The sequence below is a fragment of the Arthrobacter sp. MP_M4 genome (assembly GCF_035984855.1).
GTDB lineage: Bacteria > Actinomycetota > Actinomycetes > Actinomycetales > Micrococcaceae > Arthrobacter.
This window is the reverse complement of the sequence record NZ_JAXCHX010000005.1, coordinates 110,400-134,895: the sequence shown is the minus strand read 5'-3', so window position 1 is coordinate 134,895 and position 24,496 is coordinate 110,400. Positions and strand designations below refer to the sequence as shown.

The following is a 24,496-nucleotide window of genomic DNA, read 5'->3' as shown; positions in this document are numbered from 1 at the left end:
GGTCTAGGCGTCCGCCTTTCCGAGCAGGATCCGGGCTTCCGCCACCAGCGTGACGGAACCGGTGACGAGGACGCCGCCGGAGAGGTCATCATTGGCTTCGGCCCGTTCCACGGCCCATTCGAGGGCGTCGTCGAGTTTCTCGGCCACGTGGATGTTGTCCTCGCCGAACCCCAGATCGAGGGCGAGTTCCGCAAGGTCCTCGGCGGGCACCGCGCGGGGCGAGTTGGACTGCGTGAAGCAGTACTCGGCGGCCAGGTCGCCGAGGGATTCCTTGAGCTGGCGGAGGATTTCCTCGGCGTCCTTTTCCCGCAGGACACCGACCACCACCACCAGTTTCGTGAAGCTGAACGCTTCGTGGATGGCCTCGGCGGAGACGCGGATGCCCTCGGGGTTGTGCGCGGCATCCACAATGATGGTCGGCGCGGTGCGCACCACCTCGAGCCGGCCGGGCGAGGTCACAGAGGCGAACGCCTCCTGCACGAGCCCGGCGTCGAGCGGCTTTTCCGCGCCGAAGAAGGCCTCCAGCGCAGCGATGGCGACGGCGGCGTTCTCGGCCTGGTGCGCACCGTGCAGCGGCACCAGGAGATCTTCATAGCGCCCCGCGATGCCCTGGATGGTGACCATCTGGCCGCCGACGGCGACGGTGCGGGCCTCGACGCCGAACTCGACGCCTTCGAAGCGGAACGGAACGTTCGTTTCCTTGGCCTTCTCCAACAGCACCTGCGCGGCGTCCCGGGGCTGCGCGGCGCTGACCAGGAAGCCGCCGGGTTTGATGATGCCGGCCTTTTCGTACGCGATGTCCTCCGTGGTGTCGCCCAGGAGCTCCGTGTGGTCCAGCGAGATGGGAGTCACCACGAAGACCTGGCCGTCGCCGACGTTGGTCGCGTCGGTGATGCCGCCCAGGCCCACCTCGATGACGGCGACGTTGACGGGCTGGTCCGCGAAGACCGCGAAGCCCAGGATGGTGAGGCACTCGAAGTACGTCAGCCGCGGCTGGCCCTCGGCCTCGAGTTCGCCGTCCACGATCGCCAGGTACGGGCGGATCTCGTCCCAGATCCGGACGAAAGTCTCATCCGGCACCGGGGCTCCGTCGATGCTGATCCGCTCGGTGACCTTGGACAGGTGCGGGCTGGTGTAGCGCCCGGTGCTCAGCCCGTGCGCGCGCAGCCCGGCCTCGATCATGCGGGCGGTCGAGGTCTTACCGTTCGTGCCAGTGATATGGATGATCGGGAACGCCTTGTTCGGCTCGCCCAGAATGTCCATGGCCCGGTGCAGCGGGGCCAGCCGTGGCTCCATTTTGTTTTCCGGCGCCCGCCCCAGCAGCTCGGCGTAGACGCTTTCAACGGAAAATTCATCGGTCATGGATTATGCCCCTGCTTCAACGGTTACTTTTGCGACGACTACCTGTGGTTCGTTGACCTCAGCGGGAACGGTGTCCAGCTCCACGGTCAGGGTTTCGGTCTTGACCAGTTCGGCGTGGGCCAGGAGCGCCTCGACGGTGCCCGGCGCCGCGGTGACGGTGGTGCGGATCCGGTCGCTGACGTTCAGCCCGGCGTCTTTGCGGGCCTGCTGGATGGCGCGGACCAAATCCCGGGCCGTTCCTTCCGCCTGCAGTTCGGGGGTGACTTCGGTGTTGAGCACCACGAAGCCGCCGCCGGGCAGGACCGCGGCTGCCCGGGATCCTTCCCCTTCGGCCGCCGCGGCCACCACCGTTTCCAGGGAATATTCCTGCGGTTCGAGTTCCAGTCCGCCGGAAACAACGACCCCGTCGACACCGTCGATTGTTTGCACGGACCAGTTCCCGGATTTGGCGCCCTTGATGGCCTGCTGGACGTTCTTACCCAGCCGCGGCCCGGCTGCCCGGGCGTTCACCACGAGTTTCTGTTCGATGCCGAACTCCTCCGGGGAGGCGTTTCCGGCGTCGAGCAGGCGGACCGAGCGCAGGTTCAGTTCGTCGGCGACGACGGCGGCGAAGCCTTCCAGCGCGTCCGCGCCGGGTGCCACCACCGTCAGTTCCTGCAGCGGCAGCCGGACCCGGAGGTTGGCGGCCTTGCGCAGCGAGGAGCCGGTGGAGCAGATCTGCTGGACCCGGTCCATGGCCTCGACGAGCCCGGCGTCGGCCGGGAACAGTTCCGCGTCCGGCCAGTCGGCAAGGTGCACGGAGCGCCCGCCGGTGAGGCCGCGCCAGATCTCCTCGGAGACCAGCGGCAGCAGCGACGCCGAGACCCGGCACACTGTCTCCAGCGCGGTATAGAGCGCGTCGAAGGCGTCGACGTTCTCATCGAAGAAGCGCTGGCGGCTGCGGCGCACGTACCAGTTGGTGAGCATGTCCAGGTAGCCGCGCAGCGCGTCGCAGGCACCGGAGATGTCGTAGCTGTCCAGCCGCTCGGTCATGGCCCGGACCAGGTCCCCGGTGTTGGCCATCAGGTACGTATCCAGGGTGTCGGCGTAGCCGTCGTAGCGAAGCTTCGCGTCGTAGCCCGACGCTTTTCCATCCACTGCGTTCGAGGCGTTTGTGTACAGCGTGAAAAAGCTGTACACGTTCCACAGCGGCAGGATGACCTGGCGGACGCCGTCGCGGATGCCCTGTTCGGTGACCACAAGGTTGCCGCCGCGCAGGATGGGGCTGGACATCAGGAACCAGCGCATGGCGTCGGATCCGTCCCGGTCCAGGACCTCGGAAACGTCCGGGTAGTTCTGGAGGCTCTTGGACATTTTCTGCCCGTCCGAGCCCAGCACGATGCCGTGGCTGATGACGTTGCGGAAGGCAGGCCGGTCGAACAGGGCGGTGGAGAGGATGTGCAGCATATAGAACCAGCCGCGGGTCTGGCCGATGTATTCGACGATGAAGTCCGCCGGGTTGTGGGTGTCGAACCATTCCTCGTTCTGGAACGGGTAGTGGACCTGGCCGTACGGCATGGAGCCGGAGTCGAACCAGACATCCAGGACGTCCTCGACCCGGCGCATGACGGACTGCCCCTCCTCCGGGGTACGCGGGTCGTCCGGGTTGGGGCGGGTGAGCTCGTCGATGAACGGCCGGTGCAGGTCCACCTGGCCGTCGTTGTTTAGCGGCAACCGGCCGAAGTCGGCCTCGATCTCTGCGAGCGAGCCGTAGACGTCGGTGCGCGGGTAGTCCGGGTCACTGGACTGCCAGACCGGGATGGGGCTGCCCCAGTAGCGGTTCCGGCTGATGGACCAGTCACGGGCGTTGGCGAGCCACTTGCCGAACTGGCCGTCCTTGACGTTGCCGGGGATCCAGTTGATTTCCTGGTTCAGCTCGGACATGCGGTCTTTGAATTTGGTGACTTCCACGTACCAGGAGGACACCGCCCGGTAGATCAGCGGGTTCCGGCAACGCCAGCAGTGCGGGTAGCTGTGCTCGTAGCTCGCCTGGCGGACCAGCCGTCCCTGGGCGCGGAGCACCTGGGTGATGGGCTTGTTGGCTTCGAAGACCTGGAGCCCGGCAATCTCGGCAAGGTCGCCGTGGCCAAAGAGCGGCAGGAACTTCGCACCCTCGTCCACCGAGAGGACGACCGGGATCCCGGCTTCTTCACAAACCTTCTGGTCATCCTCACCGTAAGCGGGCGCCTGGTGGACGATCCCGGTGCCGTCCGTGGTGGTGACGTAGTCCGCCACAAGGAAACGCCAGCCGTTCTCGGTGCCATACTTCTCGGCGTCGGAAAAGTAATCCCAGAGCGGCTCGTAGGTCAGCCCTTCGAGCTCGACGCCGGTGTGCCGGGAGGTGACAGCTGCCTCCGCAGCCGCGACGCCCTCGGCTCCGTCACCGTAGCCGAGGTCCTTGGCGTAGGCGCCCAGGAGGTCCGCGGCGAGCAGGAACCGGCCGGTGACGGGCGCTTCGGCCGCCGCGGCCTTAACCCCATGCGGGCCGGCGGGCAGCACAACATAGGTGATGGCGGGCCCGACGGCGAGCGCCAGGTTGGTGGGCAGGGTCCAGGGCGTGGTGGTCCAGGCGAGCGCCTGGACACCGGCGAGCTGTTGTGAGAGTTCGGACTCCCCCGCCGTGATGGGGAAGGTGACCGTGACGGTCTGGTCCTGCCGGTTCTTGTAGACGTCATCATCCATGCGCAGTTCATGGTTGGACAGCGGCGTCTCATCCTTCCAGCAGTAAGGCAGCACCCGGTAGCCGTTGTAGGTCAGGCCCTTCTCGTGCAACTGCTTGAAGGCCCAGAGCACGGACTCCATGTACTCGACGTTGAGCGTCTTGTAATCGTTCTCGAAGTCCACCCAGCGCGCCTGGCGGGTAACGTAGCTCTGCCACTCGTCGGCGTACTTCATCACCGAGGCACGGCAGGCGTCGTTGAACTTATCGATGCCCATGGCTTCGATCTGGGTCTTGTCCGTCATGCCCAGCTGCTTCATGGCTTCGAGTTCGGCGGGCAGCCCGTGGGTGTCCCAGCCGAAGCGGCGCTCCACGCGGCGGCCGCGCTGGGTCTGGTAACGGCCCACCAAGTCCTTGGCGTAACCGGTCAGCAGGTGGCCGTAATGCGGCAGCCCGTTGGCAAATGGCGGGCCGTCATAGAACACGAACTCGTTGCTGCCGTCTTCACCGGCATCGCGCTGGTCGATGCTGGCCTGGAACGTACCGTCCTCATCCCAGTACTTGAGGATGCGCTCTTCGATCTCCGGGAACTTCACGGAGGCGGATACGCCTGCGGCGTTGGGAGCCGCGGTGGAAGCAGAGGTGGTGGCGCCTGCGCCGGACGGAGCGGCGGAGGCCTTCGGGTAATAAGTCATCTCGACATCCTGGGTTGAGCTGGTGAACAAATGGATTCATTCAGGATGCGAGGACGGTCCCTGCGTTGTCCTTGGACAACACCTGCACCGCGGTACCACCTCACTTACCGCCACTGGGCCCCCGCGCAAGGAGGGAGCACCGGCGTCGGCCGCTCATTACTGCTGTGACGGGCTTACCCGTCCGGTTCTACCGGCCCTGGCGCGCTGTTTCTCATAACGGATGCGGCGCCGGGGCGTTCTTCCGGAAGCTCACCGGTGATGGCCGGGTCAAAGCTGTTAGAAGAAGTCTAACAAGTGTCACGGGCACGCAATGCCTACACTGGGTCCCATGATGTTCCGGACCCGGGGCCACGGCGCCTTCCCCCGACGGCCTGCCGGCCGCGCGCATGCCGGCTGGCGGTGGATGGCGGGGCTGGCGGCAGCGCCAGTGGTGGTGGTTTCCGTTTTCCGCGCAGTACCGCGGGAATGGCCCACCACGGCAGTGCAGTTGGTGTCTTTCACCCCGTGGCTGGTGTTGCCTGCCGGCGCCTCGCTGGTGTTTGCGGTGCTGGGCCGGCGACGGTGGATGGCGGGTGCCGCGGCAGGACTTGTGGCCGTGCAGATTTTTTGGCTGGTACCGCTGGACTTTGCGCGGGCCTCGCCCGGCCCGGAGGCCGCGGCGCACACCGTCGGCGGCGTGGTGGACCTCCGGGTGATGAGCCTGAACGCCAAGCTCGGCACAGCGGATGCGGCGGAGATTGTCCGGCTGGTCCGCGAGAACGGCATCACGCTGCTCATGCTCCAGGAATATACCCAGGCCCTGGCGGACCGGCTGGCCGTTGCCGGCCTGTCAGGCGTCCTCCCGAACAGGATCAGTGCCCCCGCGGGCGGCGCCGCCGGAAACGCGGTCTACTCCGTCCACGACCTGACGGCTGGGGGGACTGTCCCGGACTCGCATTTCCCGATGCCCATGATCCGGGTCGCCGCCGGGTCCGCGAAGCAGCGGGCCGTCGTCGAACTGACGAACGTCCACACCCGCGCGCCCGTGGGCGTGGGCCTGCCGAAGTGGCGCAGTGACCTGGCAGCCCTCGGGAAGCTGACATCCCGGCCGGGAAACGTGGTGCTGGCCGGGGACTTCAACGCCAGTTACGACCACGCCGAGTTCCGCCGGCTGCTGGCGGGCCGGGGCGGGGCGGCCGTGGATGTGGGGACGGCGCAAGGTGCCCGGCTGGTCCCCACCTGGCCGATGGACGAGGTGCTGCTTCCCGGCATTACCATCGACCATCTGGTCACCAGCCCGTCGGTGCGCGGCTCGGCGTACGCCGTGCACCGGGTGGCCGGAACGGACCACGCCGCCATCATCGCGACGCTCTCCGTCCCGGCCACCGGGTGAGAGCTGAGCGCCCTGCGCCCTAGTTCTTGCGGATCACCTTGAAGTTGGAGGCCTGCGCCACCGGGCGGATGACGATCTGGTCCAGGTTGACGTGGTGCGGCGCCGTGACGGCGTACCGGACGACGTCGGCGACGTCCGCCGCGGTGAGGGGCTTCGCGACCCCCTGGTAAATCTTGGCGGCGGCACCCTGATCGCCGAGCCGGTTCAAGGAGAACTCCTCCGTCTGCACCATGCCCGGCGCCACCTCGATCACGCGGAGGTTGTGCTCGGCCTCTTCCAGGCGCAGGGCACCGGTCAGGGCGTGCTGGGCAAACTTCGCCGCGTTGTAGCCGGCGCCGCCCTCATAGGCGGACAGTCCCGCCGTCGAGGTCAGGTTCAGGACGGTGCCTTCCCCATCGGCGCGCAGCATCGGCAGGAAGGCCCGGATGAGTTTCATGGTGCCCAGGACGTTGACCTCGAACATCCATTCCCAGTCCGCGGTCCGCGTTTGGGCTACCGTGTCCGCCCCGCGGGCGCCGCCGGCGATGTTGATCAGCGTGTCGATCCCCCCGGCGCGGGTGACCTCGTCCACCAGCCGGTCGACGGCCGCGTCGTCGGTCACGTCTGCCGGAAGCGCGACAGCGCCGGTTTCGGCGGCGAGCGCCTCCAGCCGGTCCGCGCGGCGGGCGACGGCAAAGACCGTCCAGCCCTCCGCCCGGAGGGCGCGCACGGTGGCCTCGCCGATTCCGGTGCTGGCGCCGGTGACAACTGCTGCTTTGGCTCGTGGTGATGTGTGCTGGATTCCCTCAGTCATGGCACCACCCTAGTAGATCAGCACAGCGCTGATCCTTCCCGAAGAGCCGGCTCTCCCAGGAGGGACACTCCTGCAGAGCCGGCTCTCCTGTGCGGCTGGCTTCGCCCGCCGTGAAAGAATTGCGGCATGGCTGAAGACACGCAGGGTACAGACACGCCCACCACCGCCCCCATCAATGTTCCGGACAAGCCCGCCCTGGAGGGGCTGGAAGGCGCCCTCACCCGTCGCTGGCTTGAGGAAGGAACCTACAAGTTCAACCCGGACACCACCCGGGAGCAGGTCTACTCGATCGACACTCCCCCGCCCACGGCGTCCGGTTCGCTGCACGTCGGGCACATGTTCTCCTACACCCAGACCGACGTCCTGGCCCGCTACCAGCGCATGACCGGCAAAAACGTCTTCTACCCGATGGGCTGGGACGACAACGGCCTGCCCACCGAGCGCCGCGTGCAGAACTACTACGGTGTGCGCTGCGACCCCACCACCGCCTACGACGCGGGCTACCGGCCCCCGGCGGAGCCGGCCAAGAACCAGCGCGACTTCGACGTCGTCTCGCGCCGGAACTTCATCGAACTCTGCGAAGAACTCGCCGTCGAGGACGAGTTGGTCTTCGAGCACCTGTTCCAGACCCTCGGCCTGTCCGTGGACTGGGACCTCACCTACCGGACCATCGATGACAAATCCCGCGCCATCTCCCAGCGCGCCTTCCTGGCAAACCTCGCCGCGGGCGACGCCTACATGGCCGAGGCGCCCACCCTGTGGGACGTCACCTTCCGCACCGCAGTGGCCCAGGCCGAGCTCGAGGACCGCGAAGTGGCCGGCGCCTACTACCGCTACCCCTTCTTCACCGAAGACGGTGAAAAGATCTACATCGAGACCACCCGCCCCGAACTGCTGGCCGCCTGCGCCGCGCTCGTGGCGAACCCCGACGACGAGCGGTACCAGCCGCTGTTCGGGAAGAAAGTCACCTCCCCGCTGTTCGGCGTCGAGGTGGAGGTCAGGGCCCACCCGCTCGCCAAGGCGGACAAGGGCTCCGGCATCGCCATGGTGTGCACCTTCGGCGACCTCACCGACGTCACCTGGTGGCGGGAACTCCAGCTGCCCACCCGCGCCATCGTGGGCCGCGACGGGCGCATCATCGGCGAGACTCCGGAGTGGATCACCACCGACCAGGGCCGCGCCGCTTTCGAAGCCATCGCCGGCAAAACCGTCTTCAGCGCCAAGGAGGGCGTGGTGGAGCTTCTGGCAGCAGCGGACCTCCTCGACGGTGAGCCGAAGAAGATTCTGCACCCGGTGAACTTCTTCGAGAAGGGCGACAAGCCCCTGGAAGTAGTGACCTCCCGCCAGTGGTACATCCGCAACGGCGGCCGCGACGCGGAACGGCGCGAGCGGCTCATTGCCCGCGGCCATGAGATCGATTTCCACCCGGCGTTCATGCGTTCCCGCTACGAGAACTGGATCTCCGGGCTGAACGGTGACTGGCTGGTCTCCCGCCAGCGCTTCTTCGGCGTTCCCGTGCCGGTCTGGTATCCGCTGGACGCCGACGGCAACCCGGACTTCGCGGCACCCATCGTTCCATCGGACGCCCACCTCCCGGTGGACCCGGCCGCGGACGCGGCACCGGGCTACGAGGAAACCCAGCGCAACGTGCCGGGCGGCTTCACCGGTGACGCCGATGTGCTCGACACCTGGGCAACTTCCTCCTTGACCCCGCAGATTGTGGGCGGCTGGAGCACCAACGAAGCACTTTTCGCCAAGGTGTTCCCCTTCGACGTGCGGCCGCAGGGCCATGACATCATCCGTACCTGGCTGTTCTCCTCCGCGGTCCGCGCCGATGCGCTGCAGGATGTCGCGCCGTGGAAGCACGCAGCCATCTCCGGCTGGATTTTGGACCCGGACCGCAAGAAGATGTCCAAGTCCAAGGGCAACGTGATCGTCCCGACCGACGTGCTCGAGGAGTACGGCTCGGACGCCGTACGGTACTGGGCGGCCTCGGCGAAGCTCGGCGCGGACACGGCATATGAGATCGCACAGATGAAGATCGGCCGCCGGCTGGCGATCAAACTGCTCAACGCCTCCAAGTTCGTGCTGAACCTGGGCGCCACGGAGAACTCCGTAGTGTCCGGTGACCTTTCGGTGCTGAGCAATCCCCTGGACCGTGCCGTGCTGGCCCAGCTCTCCGACGTGGTCAAGCAGGCCACCAAGGCGTTCGAGAGCTATGACTACGCCCGTGCGCTGCAGCTCACGGAAAGCTTCTTCTGGCACTTCACCGATGACTACGTGGAACTGATCAAGGACCGTGCTTACGGTGCTGCCGGGGATGCCCAGCAGGCCTCCGTGCTGGCCGCATTGGCGACGAGCCTGGACACTCTGCTGCGGCTCTTTGCACCGTTCCTGCCGTTCGCGACGGAAGAAGTCTGGAGCTGGTGGCGCACCGGCTCGGTGCACCGCGCACCGTGGCCGTCCGCCGTCGAGATCGACGGCGACACCACGTTGCTGGCCACCGTCGGGGCCGCGCTCAGCGGCATCCGCAAGGCCAAGTCCGAAGCCAAGGTCAAGCAGCGCACCGCTGTGCTCTCCGCGACGGTCACTGCATCGGAGTCCCTCACAACGCAGCTCAAGGCCGGCCTGGGCGATCTCAAGGCCGCCGCGAACGCCCGTGAACTGGCGCTGGTGGCTGGCGAGGGTGAACTGACCGTGAGCGATGTGGTGTTGGCTCCGGCCGAGGACCCCGCCCAGGCGTAGCCCGTTCGTTTGCAACGGAATGAGGGCCTTCCCGGCCCGGCTTCTGCCGGGCGGAGAGGGCCCTCATTCTATGAGCTGGGTCTGGGTTTCCTGGCTTAGATCCCGGCTGAGGCCTCGAAGTGCGTCAGCACCGGCGGGGCGGCCAGCAGGTCTCCGAGCGAGCTCGCGCCCTCGGCCGCCCGCCAGGCGCGGTAGGCGGAGTCGTGCTCCATCGACGCCCACTGTTCCACCACGAGGATGTGCGCCGGGTTGGTGCTGTCGACCAGTACCTCGACACCGCGGCAGCCTTCAAACGCGCGGGTATCGGCGAGGATCCCGCGGAGCACGGCAGGCGCCGTAGGCAGGGCTTCCGCGGTGAGGATCAGGTCAAGGTGGGCTGTGACGGGCATGGGGCTCCAATGCTGGGGGTGGAAAATGCTGGGGGTGGAATAGGACACAAGCAGAGCGTGGGCCTGGGCCGGAACATTCCGGGTCCGGACCGCTGCCCTGCTATTGGAGCCAACTGCGGCGTCGGCGTGCTTGTTCCTTCCACTGAACCCCATCTGCTCGGCGGCGCGTTGGCAAGTTCCTCAACTTTTCCGTCGCTCTCGCTTGCGTTCGCAGTCAGCCGCCGAAGGCGCCCCCTCCTGGAACAGCCTGAGGGCAAAGGGGAAGCCCCATCAGCGTTTTGCCGTTGGTGGGGCTTCGACTCTTCGATTGCCACGTGACGTCTGAGGCGATCTGGCGGGATCCTCGGATTTTCAGGTCTTCCTACCTCGTCACTGGTAGCCATCATCTGACTTTGCCGGTGGCTGCGTCGGATGAGTGTCACTGAATCTTTGGTTCCTGCGTCCCGCTTCTTTCGAAGTGGGTACTTTCAATTGTGATCCTGCCCTGCCGGCTGCACAAGAGCCCCGGCAGAACTACATGAGTGTAGTTTCGCCGGGGCTCGTGGGCCGCCGTCTGCAGCGGATCGTGGCCCGCGGGGCCTAGTCGAACGTGGGGCTCTCGGTCCTGCTGCGCTTGATTTCGAAGAAGTACGGGAACGATGCCAGGGATACCGAAGCGTCCCACAAGCGGCCTGCCTCTTCGCCCCGGGGGATGCGGGTGAGCACCGGGCCGAAGAACGCCGTGCCGTTGAAGGCAACGACGGGCGTGCCCACGTCCTGGCCCACCAGAGAAATCCCGGCCTCGTGGGTGGTGCGGAGGGCAGCGTCGAATTCGTCGCTTTGGCCCGCCGCTGCGAGGTCCGCGGGAAGCCCAACTTCGGCGAGGGACTTGGCGATGACGGCGTCGATGTCCGTGTTGCCCTCATTGTGGATCTTGGTGCCCATGGCATCGTAGAGCGCCTTGACGTACGAAGCGCCATGCTGCCGGGCTGCGGCCGTGATGACGCGCACGGGCGCCCACGCCTTCGTGAGGAAGGCTTTGTACTCCTCCGGGAGTTCCTCACGGCCCTCGTTCAGCATGGCCAGGCTCATGACGTGCCACTCGGTGCTGATGTCACGAACGTCTTCCACTTCGCCGATCCAGCGGGAGGTCACCCACGCGAACGGGCACATCGGGTCGAACCAGAAATCGGCCTTGTTGGTGGTGGAGTCTTGGGTCAGGGATTCAGTCACAGGAGTTCTCCTTAGGGAAGTCTGCCGGCAAGAGCGTGCTGCCCTGGCTCGAAACCGTGGCTGCAGCACGCAGGCACATCACAGGTAACAGCAGGCGGCGCGGGCAGTTTATTCCGATTAAGCGCCGGGGAATCAGGCGGACTTACGGCGTTTGACGTCATGCGCGATCAACGTCGGGGCCGCCTTGCTGGAGACAACGTCTTCGGTGATAACCACCGTGGCGATATCGTCCCGGCTGGGCAGGTCGAACATCACCGGGAGCAGCACTTCCTCCATGATGGCGCGCAGGCCCCGGGCTCCCGTACCGCGTTCCAGCGCCTGGTCGGCAATCGTGTTGAGGGCCTCCTCGTCGAAGACCAACTCGACGCCGTCCAGCTGGAACATCTTCTGGTACTGCTTCACCAGGGCATTCTTCGGCGTGGACAGAATTTGGATAAGCGCTGTCCGGTCCAGATTGGAGACAGTGGTGATGACCGGGAGGCGGCCAATAAACTCCGGAATGAGCCCGAACTTCAGGAGGTCCTCGGGCATGACCTCGCCGTAAGAGTCGGTGTTGTTTTTGACCTCGTTGAGCGGGGCGCCGAACCCAATGCCCTTGCGCCCGGACCGTGAACCGATGATCTCCTCGAGACCTGCGAAGGCGCCGGCGACGATGAACAGCACGTTGGTGGTGTCGATCTGGATAAATTCCTGATGCGGGTGCTTGCGGCCGCCCTGCGGCGGAACCGAGGCGACCGTCCCCTCAAGGATCTTGAGCAGGGCCTGCTGCACGCCCTCACCGGAGACGTCCCGGGTAATGGAGGGGTTCTCGCTCTTGCGCGAGATCTTGTCAATCTCATCGATGTAGATGATGCCCTGTTCGGCTTTTTTGACGTCGTAATCGGCGGCCTGGATGAGCTTGAGCAGAATGTTTTCGACGTCCTCGCCCACGTAGCCGGCCTCGGTCAGCGCGGTGGCATCAGCCACGGCGAACGGGACGTTGAGGCGCCGGGCAAGAGTCTGGGCGAGGTAGGTCTTGCCGCAGCCGGTGGGACCAATGAGGAGGATGTTGGACTTGGCGATCTCGACGTCGTCGTGGTGAACGCCCTCGGCGAGGCTGCCGCTCTTGGGGGCGTGGCCAGCCTGGATACGTTTGTAGTGGTTGTAAACGGCGACGGCGAGGGACCGCTTGGCGGGTTCCTGGCCGATCACGTACTCCTGCAGGAAATCAAAAATTTCGCGGGGCTTGGGCAGTTCAAAACTGCCCAGATCAGCTACTTCGGCGAGTTCCTCTTCAATGATCTCGTTGCAGAGTTCAATGCACTCGTCGCAAATGTAGACGCCGGGCCCGGCAATGAGCTTCCGGACCTGCTTCTGGCTCTTTCCGCAGAAAGAACACTTCAGCAGATCCGTGCTCTCGCCAATCCGAGCCATATGTGAACCCCTTTAGTATCTTGCTGCCGGCTGTCCTACTCCTGCGCAGCGCTGCACCCATTTAGTGAAAATCACGGGCCAGCCTGTCGGAGACCAGCCGTGACATGTTCCACTCTAGGTCACTTTAGGGCCGTTGGGTGGAAAGCCAGCACCGGTGCGGCCACTTGAAATGGGCCACACCGGTGCCGGGAACTGCATGGTGCGTACTTGGTGCGCTACTTGGTGATCGCCTGGGGCTTCATCTTGCGCGAATCCAGCACCTGGTCGATGAGGCCGTACTGCATGGCCTCTGCCGCGGTGAGGATCTTGTCGCGTTCGATGTCGTTGTTGACCTGCTCGGGTGTCCGGCCGGAGTGCTTGGCCAGCGTGTTTTCGAGCCATTCCCGCATGCGCATGACCTCGGCCGCCTGGATTTCAAGGTCGGAGGCCTGCCCGCCCTGGCCGCCGGAGAGGGAGGGCTGGTGGATCAGGACGCGGGCGTTCGGCAGGGCGAGGCGCTTGCCCGGCGTGCCGGCTGCCAGAAGCACAGCGGCTGCGCTGGCGGCCTGGCCAAGGCACACGGTCTGAATCTCGGGGCGGATGTACGTCATGGTGTCGTAGATCGCGGTCATGGCGGTGAAGGAGCCGCCCGGGGAGTTGATGTACAGCGTAATGTCGCGGTCCGGGTCGGTGGACTCCAGTACCAGCAACTGCGCCATCACGTCGTCGGCCGAGGCGTCGTCCACCTGGACACCGAGGAAGATGATGCGGTCCTCGAACAGCTTGGTGTACGGGTCCTGGCGCTTGAAGCCGTACGGGGTGCGTTCCTCGAACTGCGGCAGCACGTAGCGGCTGCTCGGCAGGTTACCGGCCGTCGAACCGAAGTTGTAGTTCATGTTCATTGCTCCTGAATTCATTGCTGTCTGCGTGCCGGTCAGTTCTCGGTGGCTGCGTCTGTGGCTTCGGCGGCTGCGTCGGTGATGTCGGCGTTCGTTCCGCCGCCACCGGCCACGGATCCCGCATGCGCGGCGATCTTGTCGAAGAAACCGTATTCGAGGGCTTCCTTGGCCGTGAACCACTTGTCGCGGTCGTTGTCCTTGAGGATCGTCTCGACCGTCTGGCCGGTCTGATCGGCCGTCAGCTCAGCCATGACCTTTTTCATGTGCAGGATGAGCTCCGCCTGGATTTTGATGTCCGACGCCGTGCCGCCGATGCCGCCGGAGGGCTGGTGCATCAGGATCCGGGCGTTGGGGGTGGCGTAGCGCTTGCCCTTGGTCCCCGAGGAGAGCAGGAACTGACCCATCGAGGCGGCGAGGCCGGTGGCGACGGTGACGACGTCGTTCGGGATGAACTGCATGGTGTCGTAGATGGCCATGCCGGCGGTGACGGAGCCGCCCGGGGAGTTGATGTAAAGGTAGATATCTTTCTCGGGGTTTTCGGCCGAGAGCAGCAGCAGCTGCGAGCAGATCGCGTTGGCGTTTTCGTCGCGAACCTCGGAGCCAAGCCAGATGATGCGCTCTTTCAGCAGGCGGTTGTAAATGTAGTTATCCTGGGCTGCCGGATCGACAGTAGCCATCCGGGGGGCCCCTGCTTGCTGTGACATGTGTACTTACCTCTCGCTGGCGACGGTGACGCCACTGGACGACATCACTGAACTTTCCTACATGGACACTAACGGTTTTCGTGGCTGCTTTGTGCTCAGGCGCGGGGCTGTTCGCTGACGGCGCACGATTGCCCCGGACCGTTCATTGCAGGCTTAAAACGCCGCACCCCCGGATCGTGGATCCGGGGGTGCGGGCGGGAACTGCGGAATCAGAAAGTGCTAGAACTTCGCTGCTGCCGGGTCGTCGTTTCGGACGGTTTCGGTAGCTGCTTCGTCGGAAGCGGAATCCTCGGCCTCGATCTCGTCAGCTGCCTCAACGCCTGACTCTTCGTCGCCGGGGCGGACGAAGTCGCTGAGGTCAACTGCGTTGCCCTCAGAGTCGGTGACCTCGGCCTGGCCGAGGACGACGGCGAGTGCCTTGCGGCGGCGGACCTCGGAGACCATCATGGGGACCTGGCCGCTCTGATCAATGATCTGGGCGAACTGGTTCGGGTCCATGCCGTACTGGCCGGCGGTGGTGACGATGTAGTCGATCAGCTCGTTCTGGCTGACGTTGACTTCTTCCTTCTCGGCGATGGCGTCAAGGATGATCTCGTTCTGGAACGCACGCTCGGTGTTGGCCTTGACCTCGGCGCGGTGCTCCTCGGTGTCGTGGTCACCTTCGCCGTGGGCGTTCTCAGCGTTGAAGTGCTGCTCGATCTGCTCTTCAACGACGGACGCCGGAACGGGAACCGCGACGAGCTCAACGAGCTTGTCGAGGACCTTGTCGCGGGCTTCAACGCCCTGCTCAACAACCTTGGACTCGGCGGCCTGCTTCGCGAGGTCCTCGCGGAGTTCGGCCAGTGTGTCGAATTCGGAGGCCAGCTGGGCGAAATCGTCATCAGCCTCGGGCAGCTCGCGCTCCTTGACGGACTTGACGACGACCTTGACCTGGGCGGACTCGCCGGCGTGCTCGCCGCCTACGAGGGTGGTGGCGAAGATGGCATCCTCATCGGCGCTGAGGCCGGTGACGGCTTCGTCGAGGCCTTCGAGCATGGTGCCGGCGCCCACCTGGTAGGACAGACCGGCGGCGGAGTCAACCTCGGCGCCGTCGATCGTGGCGGTGATGTCGATCGACAGGAAATCCTTGTCGGCGGCCGGGCGGTCCACGGACTTCAGCGTGCCGAAGCGGCCGCGCAGTTCGTCCAGGGCCGTATCGACATCCGCGTCGGTGGACTCAGCGGCAGCAACTTCAACCTTGATGCCGGCGTAGTCGGGCAGCTCGATCTCGGGGCGGACGTCAACCTCGGCGTGGAACTTGAGCTCCCCATCGGTGGCGGACGGGTCCGGAACCTCGGTGATCTCAACCTCGGGACGGCTCAGCGGACGGATACCGGTTTCCTGAACGGCCGCCTGGTACCAGCCGTTGAGGCCTTCGTTGATGGCTGTTTCCAGCACGTAGCCGCGGCCCACACGCTGGTCGATGAGCTTGGATGGGACCTTGCCCTTACGGAAACCCGGGACCTGGATCTGCGAAGCAACAGTCTTGTATGCCTCTGCGATGCTGGGCTTCAATTCCTCAAAAGGGACCTCAACATTGAGCTTGACCCGCGTGGGGGTGAGGTTCTCGACAGCGCTCTTCACAGTCTAAGTACTCCTGGCTTTAGGGGGTTGGGTTCTGCACCGCCGTGGTGTGGCAGTACCTGCAGAGTCGGGGTGACAGGATTTGAACCTGCGACTTCCTGCTCCCAAAGCAGGCGCTCTAGCCAAGCTGAGCTACACCCCGTAAGTGCACAGAACAGTCTACGGTCAAATGGTGCCGGTTTGCACATTTGACACCGGGGTCCTGAATTAGGTTTAGTTGTATCCGGCTTCAACAGCCGCCCGGAAGTTTTGCTGGAGGAATCCCGCAACGTCCCGGGGACGTAGCTTAGTGGTAAAGCCTCAGTCTTCCAAACTGATGATGCGGGTTCGATTCCCGTCGTCCCCTCCGAAAATGACAAATAGCCCCTCTTCGGAGGGGCTTTTTTGTGCCGGAATCCTAAGCCGACTGGCAGGACGGGCACCAGTAGAGCTTGCGGGCGCCGAGTTCGGCCAGAGCCACCGGCGTTCCGCAGTTACGGCAGTCCAGCCCCTGCCTGCGGTAGACGAAGTGGGAATCCTCGGGGGCGGGCAACCCCTCAGATGCGGTCCAGTAACGCGGCGGGGTGGTGACAATCCGTCCGTCGCGGACGCCGTCGGACATCACCGCCACGGTGTCATCCCAGAGCCGGCGCGCCGCTACCGCCGGCAGCGCAGTTCCCGGCAGCCAGGGGTCCAGGCCCTGCCGGAACAGCACTTCGGCACGGTAGACGTTGCCGACTCCGGCAATGACCTTTTGGTCCATCAGCAGGGCCGCGATCGGCGTGCGTTTGGCCAGGGCTGCCTCGGTAAAGGACTCCCGGTTCCCGGCCAGATTCTGCAGCGGATCGGGACCGAGCCGATCCAGCACGGAAGCGGCCTCAGCGTCGGTGATCGTCTCGCAGGTGGTGGCCCCGCGCAGATCGGCCCAGCCGTGGGCGCTGGTGAGCCGCACCCGGACGGCGCCAACCGGATCGGGCGGGCCGGCGTAGGCGGGATCGTCAGCTCCGGCGTCGTCGCGGACCTCCCGCTCCCCCACCCGGCGGGGCGCACCGATGCTGGACGCGCCCCGGAAGCTGGCGTCGCCGCCGAAGTTCGACGCACCATAGAGGCCCAGATGGACATGCAGGATCAGGCTGTTCTCAAACTCCAGGAACAGGTGCTTCCCGTGCGCGGTGGAGCCAATGAGGATGTGACCGTCCAGCAGTGCCGCGCCCTGGGCGAAGCGCCCCTGCGGGCTGGTCACCGCAAGCCGCTCCCCCGCGAAGACGTCCCCGAACTGGCGTGCCAGCCGGTGGACGGAGTGACCCTCCGGCACTAGTCGACAACCTCGCCGCTGCGCTCGTACGCGGCAATCTTGCCGATCCGGCGGACGTGGCGTTCGTCGTTGCTGAAAGGCTCGGTCAGGAACGCCTCGATGATTTCCGTGGCCTCCGCCACGCTGTGCTGCCGGCCGCCGACGGCGACCACGTTGGCGTCATTGTGTTCGCGGGCCAGCTTCGCGGTGGACAGGTTCCAGGCCAGTGCGGCACGGACGCCCTTAACCTTGTTCGCGGCGATTTGTTCGCCGTTGCCCGAGCCGCCCAGCACGATTCCGAGGGCGCTGGTGCCGGCTTCCTGGTCGGCCACCACAGCGAGCGCTGCGTTGATGCAGAAGGACGGGTAATCATCGAGGGCGTCGTAGGCCTTGGGCCCGTGATCGACGACGTCGTAGCCTCCGGCGCTCAGGTGGCGGACGAGGTGGGCGCTGAGTTCCATGCCGGCATGGTCGGTGGCAATGTGCACGCGCGGGAGGTCAGAGGGGGTCACGGCGGATCCTTTCAGTGGGGCAGACCGGCAGGTTCCAGCGGCTGCAGGGAGGACGAAGGGCTGTTCCCAGCCTACTAGGGCGCGGGGCCTGACCACGGGCTGGCGGGTCGGCGGCGGCTATGCCAGGACCGCCTGCCCGCCGGCCGTGCATCACGGGTGGGCGGTGCCGCCGGTCCGCCGTGCGCGTGCTGCCACCCGCGAGATCACCTGGGCCATGTTGTCCGCTGTCGCGGCACTCCCGCCGCTGACGGCCAGGGTCCGCCCGTCGGAGCGGTCAACGACGACGGCCGCTCCACTGCTGACCAGCAGGGCAGTCGTGGTGCCGTGGTTGCGGTATCCCCATCCGCCGAAGTCGGCGGCCCTGATGTTTTTCGGCGTCGCCGACTCAATAGCGGCGGCCGGTACATCCATCACCCGCACGAAGCCGGCGGCGAAGACCCGCAGGCCGCTGCGGTCCACCCGGATGCGGGCGAACAGGCACGCGGCGCCGGCAAGGGCCAGCGCGGCGAGGAGTGCGGCCAGCCACGGGACTGCGATCGTCAGTAGCGCGGCGGGAAACAGGGTGGCGATTCCCAGCATCACGAAGACCGAACTGCGGGCATGAACCCACAAGCTCACTGAATCCCGGGCCAGGTCGGGGTCCACCTCCCGGGCCAAGGCTTCGGCCATGGCCCGGTCGTCATCCGTGGACCAGCGTTCATCGGCTTTGAAGACGAAGCCCATCACAATGCCCAGGCCCAGGGACGCTCCGCTGCCCATGGCGAGCACGGCCACGTCCACCTGCGCCTGCCTCGCGTTCTCAAGGCCCACCTGCCCCACTAGAACGGCAGCCAGGACGGTGGTGACGAAGAGGCTGAGGGACAACCCGGCGCCCATCATGATCCGGCGCATCAGGGCCGGACGGGACAGCGGGACCGCCTGTATCAGTGCGGCTCCGCCGAGCAGCACGATCAGCGCCGCCCCCACCCCGGCCACCATTCCAAACGGCGCGAAGTCCGCGGCGGCGCCCTCCGCCCAGCGAACGGCCAGCGGTTCCGGCAGGTCGGAGCGGAGCAGGAAGGCGCACACCAGGAACGCCACCGCCAGCATCAGTGGAAATCCCACGGCGAAGCGCAGCGCCCTGACGTCGACGGAATCGCGAAACTTTCCCATGCCCTCAACGCTACCCCCGACGATTCAGCCTTCGGTATCTTGGTGGAACCGGACGATTCGCCCGGATTGTTTGGCAAGCGCCACAGAAGTGAAAGAATAACTTCACAGTATCTAGCAGTTCCATCCCACCGCAGCACTGGAGGCCCCACTTTGCCCGGAATGAACCTGACGCGCGCCGAAGCACGCGAGCGCGCCGAATTGATCGCCGTCGACTCCTACGAGGTCGAGCTGGACCTCACCCGCGGAGAAAGAGTCTTCGGAACCACCACCGCCGTGAAATTCGCGGCGACGCCGGGGTCCTCGACGTTCATCGACGCCGTCACCGACGCCGTGCAGAGTGTGACCCTGAACGGGCGCGAGCTCGACCCGGCGGAGGTCTCCGACGGCATCCGGATCCAGCTGCCGGAGCTCGAAGCCGAGAACGAATTGTTGATCGTGGCCGAGGCACCGTACATGAACACCGGCGAAGGACTGCACCGCTTCGTGGACCCCGTGGACCAGGAGGTGTACCTCTACACCCAGTTCGAGGTTCCGGATTCCCGGCGGATGTTCGCCGTTTTTGAACAACCCGACCTCAAGGCCAGTTTCACGTTTACGGTGACCGCCCCGTCGCATTGGGACCTCATCTCCAACTCCCCCACCCCGGCCCCCGTTGAGACCATTCCCGGCACCGACGGCGGCGCCCGCTCCGTGTGGGAGTTCGCCCCCACGCCGCGGCTCTCCTCCTACGTCACGGCCCTGATCGCCGGGCCGTACCAGTCGGTGCGCAGCGAAGTGGCTGCCGCCAACGGCAAGGTCACCCCGCTGGGTGTCTTCGCCCGCAAGTCCCTGATGCAGTACCTTGACGCGGAGAACATCTTTGAACTCACCCGCCAGGGTTTTGAGTTCTTCGAGGCGCAGTTCGGCTGCCCGTACCCGTTCGAGAAGTACGATCAGCTCTTCGTGCCGGAGTTCAACGCCGGGGCCATGGAAAACGCCGGCGCCGTGACCATCCTGGAAGGCTACGTCTTCCGCAGCAAGGTCACCGACGCCCAGGTGGAGCGCCGGGCCATCACCGTGCTCCACGAACTGGCCCACATGTGGTTCGGGGACCTCGTGACCATGCGCTGGTGGAACGACCTCTGGCTCAACGAGTCCTTCGCCGAGTACATGTCCCACCTTGCCGCCGTCGAAAACACGGAATTCGATTCCGCCTGGACCACTTTCGCCTCGGTGGAGAAGTCCTGGGCCTACCGCCAGGACCAGCTCCCCACGACCCACCCGATCTTCGCCGAGATCAACAACCTGGAGGACGTCGAGGTGAACTTCGACGGCATCACCTACGCGAAGGGCGCCTCGGTGCTCCGCCAGCTGGTGGCCTGGGTGGGCCCGGAAGAATTCATGGCCGGCGTCCGCGAGTACTTCCGCAAGCATGCATGGCAGAACACCGAGCTCAGCGACCTGATGGCCGAGCTGGAAAAGGCCAGCGGCCGCGACCTGGACCGGTGGGGACAGCTGTGGCTGGAGACCGCCGGCGTCAACACGCTCAAGCCCGAGTTGTCCGTCGACGCGCACGGAACGATCTCCGCCTTCGCGATCCTGCAGTCGGCGCCCGAGGGCCAGCCGACCCTCCGCCCGCACCGGCTCGCCGTCGGCTTCTATAACGTCGACGATGCCGGGAAGCTGGAGCGCGTCCACCGCGAGGAGCTCGACGTCGACGGCGCCCGCACCGAGGTGCCCGCGCTGGCCGGGCTCGCCCGGCCGGACCTGATTCTGCTCAACGACGACGACCTCGCCTACGCCAAGGTCCGCCTCGACCCGGCATCCCTTGCCACCGCCACGGCGCACCTCAAGGACTTCAGCCAGAGCCTCCCGCGCACCCTCGTGTGGGGCTCGGCATGGGACGCGGCGCGCGACGGCGAGACCCCTGCCCGCGGTTATGTGGAACTGATCCTGGCGAACATCGCCGAGGAATCCGATTCCTCCGTGATCCTGGTCCAACTGCGCCAACTGGCGACCACCTTGAACTTCTACGTGGCCGCCGAGTACAAGGACTCCGCCATCACCGCCGCCGCCGACCGGCTTTGGGACCTCGCTTCGGGAGTCCCGGCCGGCTCTGACGCGCAGCTGCAGTTCGTGAAGTCGTACGCCTCATTGGCCCGCAGCGCCGGGCAGCTGGACACCGTCGCCGGTCTGCTCGGGGGCAGCCTGGGCCTGGACGGCCTCACCGTTGACCAGGATCTGCGCTGGGAACTGATCACGTCCCTGGTGGTCGGCGGCCGCGCCGGAAAGGAGATGATCGACGCCGAGCTGGCGCAGGACAACACCTCCACCGGCCAAAACGCGGCGGCCCTGGCCACGGCGGCCATCCCGACCGCCGAGGCCAAAGCCGCGGCCTGGGACTCGATCGTCCTCAAGGGTGAGCTGTCCAACGCGCTGCAGGGTTCGGCCGTGACCGGCTTCACCCGGGTGCTGGACACCTCCTTGCTCGAGCCCTACGCCGAGAAGTACTTCGAGGCTGTGCCGGGCGTCGTCAAGGACCGCACACACGCTTTGGCGCAGCAGATCGTCGTCGGACTCTACCCGGCGCAGCTGACCACGCAGGCGACGGTGGACCGGACCGATGAGTTCCTCGCGTCATTGCCGGCGGACAGCAATGCACTGCGGCGGATGATGCTGGAGAACCGCGACGGCGTGGCGCGGGCGTTGCGCGCGCGCCAGGCCGACGTCGGCGCATGAGCCTCGGCGAGCACCGCTACACGCTGACGGTCCGCTGGACCGGGAACCTGGGCGAGGGGACGGCGTCGTACCGCGGCTATTCCCGCGACCATGACGTCGAGGTTCCGGGGCTGCCTGTCCTGCGGGGCTCCGCGGACCCGACGTTCCACGGCGACCGGAACCGCTACAACCCGGAGCAACTGCTGGTGGCTGCACTTTCCCAGTGCCACATGCTGTCCTTCCTGCATGTGGCCGTCAAGCATGGCGTGCTGGTCACGGCCTACGAGGACCGGGCCGAAGGGCTGATGCGGACGAACCGGGACGGCAGCGGGCAGTTTGAATCGGTCACCCTCAGGCCGCGGGTGACCCTGGCGGAACCCGTGGCGGCGGACGTTCTCGATGACCTGCACCGGCGGGCCAACGCGGTGTGCTTCATCGCCAGGAGCGTCAACTTCCCGGTGCTGCACGAGGCCTCGGCCGCCGTCGGCCCGGCTGGCGGGGTTCAAGTCGACGGCGTGCACGAGGACGGCGTGCAGGAGGACGGAAGCTCCGCCTGAAACTCGCGCAGCAGCCGGCGCTCGGTGTCCGGGCTCAGGCCGGCCCGGCGGTCGCGGCCCAGTCCGCGGCGGCGTTCATCTGCCAGCGTGTCCCGCAGGGTGGCCGGCCAGGGCCGGGTGAGCAGTCCCGCCGCCCGGGCCGCGGCGCTGCTGCGGGTCGCGAAACCGTCGTGGCCGGGCGGCAGCCACAACGGCAGCGACTCCGGACCGGCCCAGTAGTTCACGCCGCGGGCTACGAGCCAGTCTGCCGGGGCAGCCACCGCCTCGGCGGTGCCGGCGGCGAGCTCGCGCGCTTCCTGGAGGTAGGCCGCGAACGGGACCGGCTCGCCAGCGGCATTCAGTGCCCCGGTAACACCGGTTTCCGCGGCGACGAGCACCCACGCTGAAAGATCCCGGACGTCGATGACCTGCGTGGCGTCCGCGGGAATGTCCGGGACCAGCACCGGATCCCCGTCCCGCGCGAAGCGGGCCGGCCAGTAGCCGTAACGGTCCGACCCGTCGCCCGGGCCGCCGATGAGGCCGGCCCGGCAAATGTGCGCCTTCTCCCCCGCGAGTTCCGCCGTCCAATGCTCAATGGCCGATTTGGCTTCGCCGTAGGTTTCGGGGTTCGGTTCCGTGTCCGGAGCGAGCGGCGCCAGCAGCGCGGCGTCCTCGGCGGCCCCGGCCCGGGAGTGGTCGGCATAGACGGACAGGCTGGAAATGAAGGTCCAGTGCCGGGCCGATCCTGCCAGCGCCTCCAGCGCCTCCCGAGCCTGGCCAGGGTGCCGGGACACCTCGATGACGGCGTCCCATCCGCCGGCGGGGGCTTCTGCGCGGGCAGGTGCATAGGCGCCGGCGCCGTCCGACCGGTCCGCACGCAGCCAGGTGGCGGCGTCGGGCGGCGGAACAACGGTGCCGCGCGCCAGGGCAGTCACGTGGTGGCCGGCAGCCAGGGCCGTGCGGACTATTTCTGCGGACAGGAACGCTGTGCCGCCAAGAACCAGGATGCGCATGGCCCCACGCTACGGCGCTAATGTTGAAGGAAACCAGAGCGTTCTGCGCCCGGCGAACGCCGGCCGCACGCACCAGCTCGCAGCAACCCTGATGTAGCAACCCAGGTGTAGCAACCCGATGTAGCAACAAGGAGCACTCCCGCGCCCATGATCAGCCTGACCACTATCGAGCCCATCATCCCTCCGGACATTTCGGCCATCAACGTCCCCGGTGTCCTCATCAGTCTGGGGGTCGGCGTCGCCATCTGGCTGGTGGCGTCGTTCATCATCGCAGGCATCACCAAGCGCGTCGCCGCCGGCAGCACGTTCTTCAAGAAACCGCACTTCCGTTGGGTGGCTCCTGCCTTCCGCGCCCTCGACCATGAACGCCGGGTGCAGCGGGCCAACACCATCGGTGCTCTGCTCAACAGCGTGGTGGGCGTCCTGGTGGCCGTCCTCACCAGCGTCTATGTGCTCAAAAACCTGAACGTGGACGTGGCGCCGATCCTGACCAGCGTCGGTATCCTCGGTATCGCCATCGGCTTCGGCGCACAGCAGCTGATCCGGGATTTCCTGGCCGGAATCTTCATCACCATCGAGGACCAGTACGGCATCGGGGACATCATCGAGACCTCTGAGGTGGTGGGCACGGTGGAGCAAATGAACCTGCGGATCACGCGGGTCCGGGCCGAAGACGGCACCATCTGGTACCTGCGGAACGGCGAGATCCTGCGCGTGGGCAACCGCTCCCAGGGAACCTACCTTCCGCCCGAAACACCGGCTGCCGACGACGCCGACGCTGCGCCGCAGCAGAAGGCCGGAGAATAGAACCATGACCATCCCCAGCGCCGCCGAACCCCGTCAACCCAAGCAGCTGTTGCAGAACGATCCGTTCGCCCGCCCCGGCTACACGGATAACTTCTACGACGCCGTGGGCGGCCACGAAACGTTCGTGAAGCTCATCGATGTGTTTTACGACGGTGTGGCCACTGATCCACTGCTGCGGCCCATGTATCCGGAAGCGGACCTTGGCCCGGCAAAACGTCGCTTCCTGATGTTTCTGGAACAGTATTGGGGCGGCCCGACGACATACGGCGAGGAACGCGGGCACCCCCGGCTGCGGATGCGGCACCAGCCCTTCCGCGTCACTCCGGAGGCGAAGGAGCGCTGGCTGCACCACATGCGCACCGCAGTGGACTCCCTGGAGCTCCCGCCCCTGCACCAAGGAACGCTCTGGGACTACATGGAGCGGGCGGCTCTCTCAATGGTAAACAGCCCATCGGGGCCCTGAAAGCAGAACGTGGAAAGACCCCGGAGGCACTTGGGGGGGATGCCTTCGGGGTCTTTCTGCACCCAGAATACCCGGCCCAGTATGAGTCCGGCAAGGTTTTGGGCGGAAACCGGTGAGCGGCAAAGACCGTTATCCAGCCGGGACGGGGCCGGTTAGGCT

Annotated in this window: 19 protein-coding genes and 2 tRNA genes; 7 read left to right on the top strand and 14 right to left on the bottom strand. The window is 66.2% G+C overall.

The window, feature by feature from the left end; genetic code table 11:
* Nucleotides 1-3 precede the first annotated feature (3 nt).
* Together RCH15_RS06895 and ileS are read right to left on the bottom strand one after the other, a co-directional pair.
* Nucleotides 4-1,362, bottom strand: a complete 1,359-nt coding sequence (locus RCH15_RS06895; protein WP_326959363.1) for a bifunctional folylpolyglutamate synthase/dihydrofolate synthase — start codon at nt 1,360-1,362, stop codon at nt 4-6.
* A gap of 3 nt (nt 1,363-1,365) precedes the next feature.
* A complete protein-coding gene (gene ileS / locus RCH15_RS06890) occupies nt 1,366-4,755 on the bottom strand; it encodes an isoleucine--tRNA ligase (protein WP_326959361.1) in 3,390 nt (1,129 codons plus the stop codon).
* Nucleotides 4,756-5,083: 328 nt separating this feature from the next.
* Between ileS and RCH15_RS06885 the strand changes: the two genes are divergently transcribed.
* Nucleotides 5,084-6,127 carry an endonuclease/exonuclease/phosphatase family protein gene (locus RCH15_RS06885; RefSeq protein ID WP_326959359.1) on the top strand — a complete coding sequence of 348 codons (1,044 nt, stop codon included), beginning with the start codon at nt 5,084-5,086 and terminating at the stop codon, nt 6,125-6,127.
* Nucleotides 6,128-6,146: 19 nt separating this feature from the next.
* Here RCH15_RS06885 and RCH15_RS06880 read toward each other — a convergent pair whose 3' ends face one another.
* Entirely contained in the window at nt 6,147-6,920 is a 774-nt protein-coding gene (locus tag RCH15_RS06880) for an SDR family oxidoreductase (protein ID WP_326959357.1), read from the bottom strand.
* Between the two features lie 126 nt (nt 6,921-7,046).
* On the opposite strand from RCH15_RS06880, the gene valS reads away from it, so the two are divergent.
* Nucleotides 7,047-9,665: a valine--tRNA ligase gene (gene valS, locus RCH15_RS06875; RefSeq protein ID WP_326959355.1), complete on the top strand. Its 2,619-nt coding sequence runs from the start codon at nt 7,047-7,049 to the stop codon at nt 9,663-9,665.
* A gap of 95 nt (nt 9,666-9,760) precedes the next feature.
* Here valS and RCH15_RS06870 read toward each other — a convergent pair whose 3' ends face one another.
* The 7 genes from RCH15_RS06870 to RCH15_RS06840 all read right to left on the bottom strand — a co-directional run bounded on the left by RCH15_RS06870 (nt 9,761) and on the right by RCH15_RS06840 (nt 16,026).
* Nucleotides 9,761-10,054, bottom strand: a complete 294-nt coding sequence (locus RCH15_RS06870; RefSeq protein ID WP_326959353.1) for a putative quinol monooxygenase — start codon at nt 10,052-10,054, stop codon at nt 9,761-9,763.
* A gap of 579 nt (nt 10,055-10,633) precedes the next feature.
* Nucleotides 10,634-11,266, bottom strand: coding sequence for a mycothiol-dependent nitroreductase Rv2466c family protein (locus RCH15_RS06865; protein ID WP_326959351.1), 633 nt, complete (start codon nt 11,264-11,266; stop codon nt 10,634-10,636).
* A gap of 132 nt (nt 11,267-11,398) precedes the next feature.
* The gene (gene clpX / locus RCH15_RS06860; RefSeq protein ID WP_326959350.1) at nt 11,399-12,679 is read right to left on the bottom strand and encodes an ATP-dependent Clp protease ATP-binding subunit ClpX; all 1,281 of its coding nucleotides are present in this window, start codon (nt 12,677-12,679) and stop codon (nt 11,399-11,401) included.
* Nucleotides 12,680-12,894: 215 nt separating this feature from the next.
* The gene (locus tag RCH15_RS06855; RefSeq protein WP_024365645.1) at nt 12,895-13,554 is read right to left on the bottom strand and encodes an ATP-dependent Clp protease proteolytic subunit; all 660 of its coding nucleotides are present in this window, start codon (nt 13,552-13,554) and stop codon (nt 12,895-12,897) included.
* 38 nt (nt 13,555-13,592) lie between these two features.
* Nucleotides 13,593-14,234, bottom strand: a complete 642-nt coding sequence (locus tag RCH15_RS06850) for an ATP-dependent Clp protease proteolytic subunit (RefSeq protein WP_326959348.1) — start codon at nt 14,232-14,234, stop codon at nt 13,593-13,595.
* Between the two features lie 246 nt (nt 14,235-14,480).
* Nucleotides 14,481-15,884 (bottom strand): trigger factor, encoded by a 1,404-nt coding sequence (gene tig / locus RCH15_RS06845; RefSeq protein ID WP_326959346.1) that lies wholly within the window; start codon nt 15,882-15,884, stop codon nt 14,481-14,483.
* 67 nt (nt 15,885-15,951) lie between these two features.
* Nucleotides 15,952-16,026, bottom strand: a tRNA-Pro gene (locus RCH15_RS06840).
* A 133-nt stretch (nt 16,027-16,159) separates the two neighbouring features.
* Between RCH15_RS06840 and RCH15_RS06835 the strand changes: the two genes are divergently transcribed.
* A tRNA-Gly gene (locus RCH15_RS06835) sits at nt 16,160-16,230 on the top strand.
* A 51-nt stretch (nt 16,231-16,281) separates the two neighbouring features.
* On the opposite strand, the gene RCH15_RS06830 is transcribed toward RCH15_RS06835, so the two are convergent.
* The 3 genes from RCH15_RS06830 to RCH15_RS06820 form a co-directional block, all read right to left on the bottom strand.
* Entirely contained in the window at nt 16,282-17,178 is an 897-nt protein-coding gene (locus RCH15_RS06830; protein ID WP_326959344.1) for an Fpg/Nei family DNA glycosylase, read from the bottom strand.
* Nucleotides 17,178-17,669, bottom strand: a complete 492-nt coding sequence (locus tag RCH15_RS06825; RefSeq protein ID WP_326959342.1) for a ribose-5-phosphate isomerase — start codon at nt 17,667-17,669, stop codon at nt 17,178-17,180. The genes RCH15_RS06830 and RCH15_RS06825 overlap by 1 nt, the downstream gene beginning before the upstream one ends.
* A gap of 150 nt (nt 17,670-17,819) precedes the next feature.
* Entirely contained in the window at nt 17,820-18,821 is a 1,002-nt protein-coding gene (locus RCH15_RS06820; protein WP_326959340.1) for a hypothetical protein, read from the bottom strand.
* 159 nt (nt 18,822-18,980) lie between these two features.
* Here RCH15_RS06820 and pepN point away from each other — a divergent pair, with 159 nt between their 5' ends.
* On the top strand, nt 18,981-21,539 hold the full coding sequence (gene pepN / locus RCH15_RS06815; RefSeq protein WP_326959338.1) for an aminopeptidase N: 2,559 nt from the start codon (nt 18,981-18,983) through the stop codon (nt 21,537-21,539).
* Nucleotides 21,536-22,075 (top strand): OsmC family protein, encoded by a 540-nt coding sequence (locus RCH15_RS06810; protein ID WP_326959336.1) that lies wholly within the window; start codon nt 21,536-21,538, stop codon nt 22,073-22,075. The genes pepN and RCH15_RS06810 overlap by 4 nt, the downstream gene beginning before the upstream one ends.
* On the opposite strand, the gene RCH15_RS06805 is transcribed toward RCH15_RS06810, so the two are convergent.
* Entirely contained in the window at nt 22,021-23,067 is a 1,047-nt protein-coding gene (locus RCH15_RS06805) for an NAD-dependent epimerase/dehydratase family protein (RefSeq protein WP_326959334.1), read from the bottom strand. The two genes, RCH15_RS06810 and RCH15_RS06805, sit on opposite strands and share 55 nt — an antisense overlap.
* Nucleotides 23,068-23,214: 147 nt before the next feature.
* Between RCH15_RS06805 and RCH15_RS06800 the strand changes: the two genes are divergently transcribed.
* Both RCH15_RS06800 and RCH15_RS06795 read left to right on the top strand, forming a co-directional pair.
* Nucleotides 23,215-23,874, top strand: coding sequence for a mechanosensitive ion channel family protein (locus tag RCH15_RS06800; protein WP_326959331.1), 660 nt, complete (start codon nt 23,215-23,217; stop codon nt 23,872-23,874).
* A 4-nt stretch (nt 23,875-23,878) separates the two neighbouring features.
* On the top strand, nt 23,879-24,337 hold the full coding sequence (locus tag RCH15_RS06795; protein WP_326959329.1) for a globin: 459 nt from the start codon (nt 23,879-23,881) through the stop codon (nt 24,335-24,337).
* Nucleotides 24,338-24,496 lie beyond the last annotated feature (159 nt).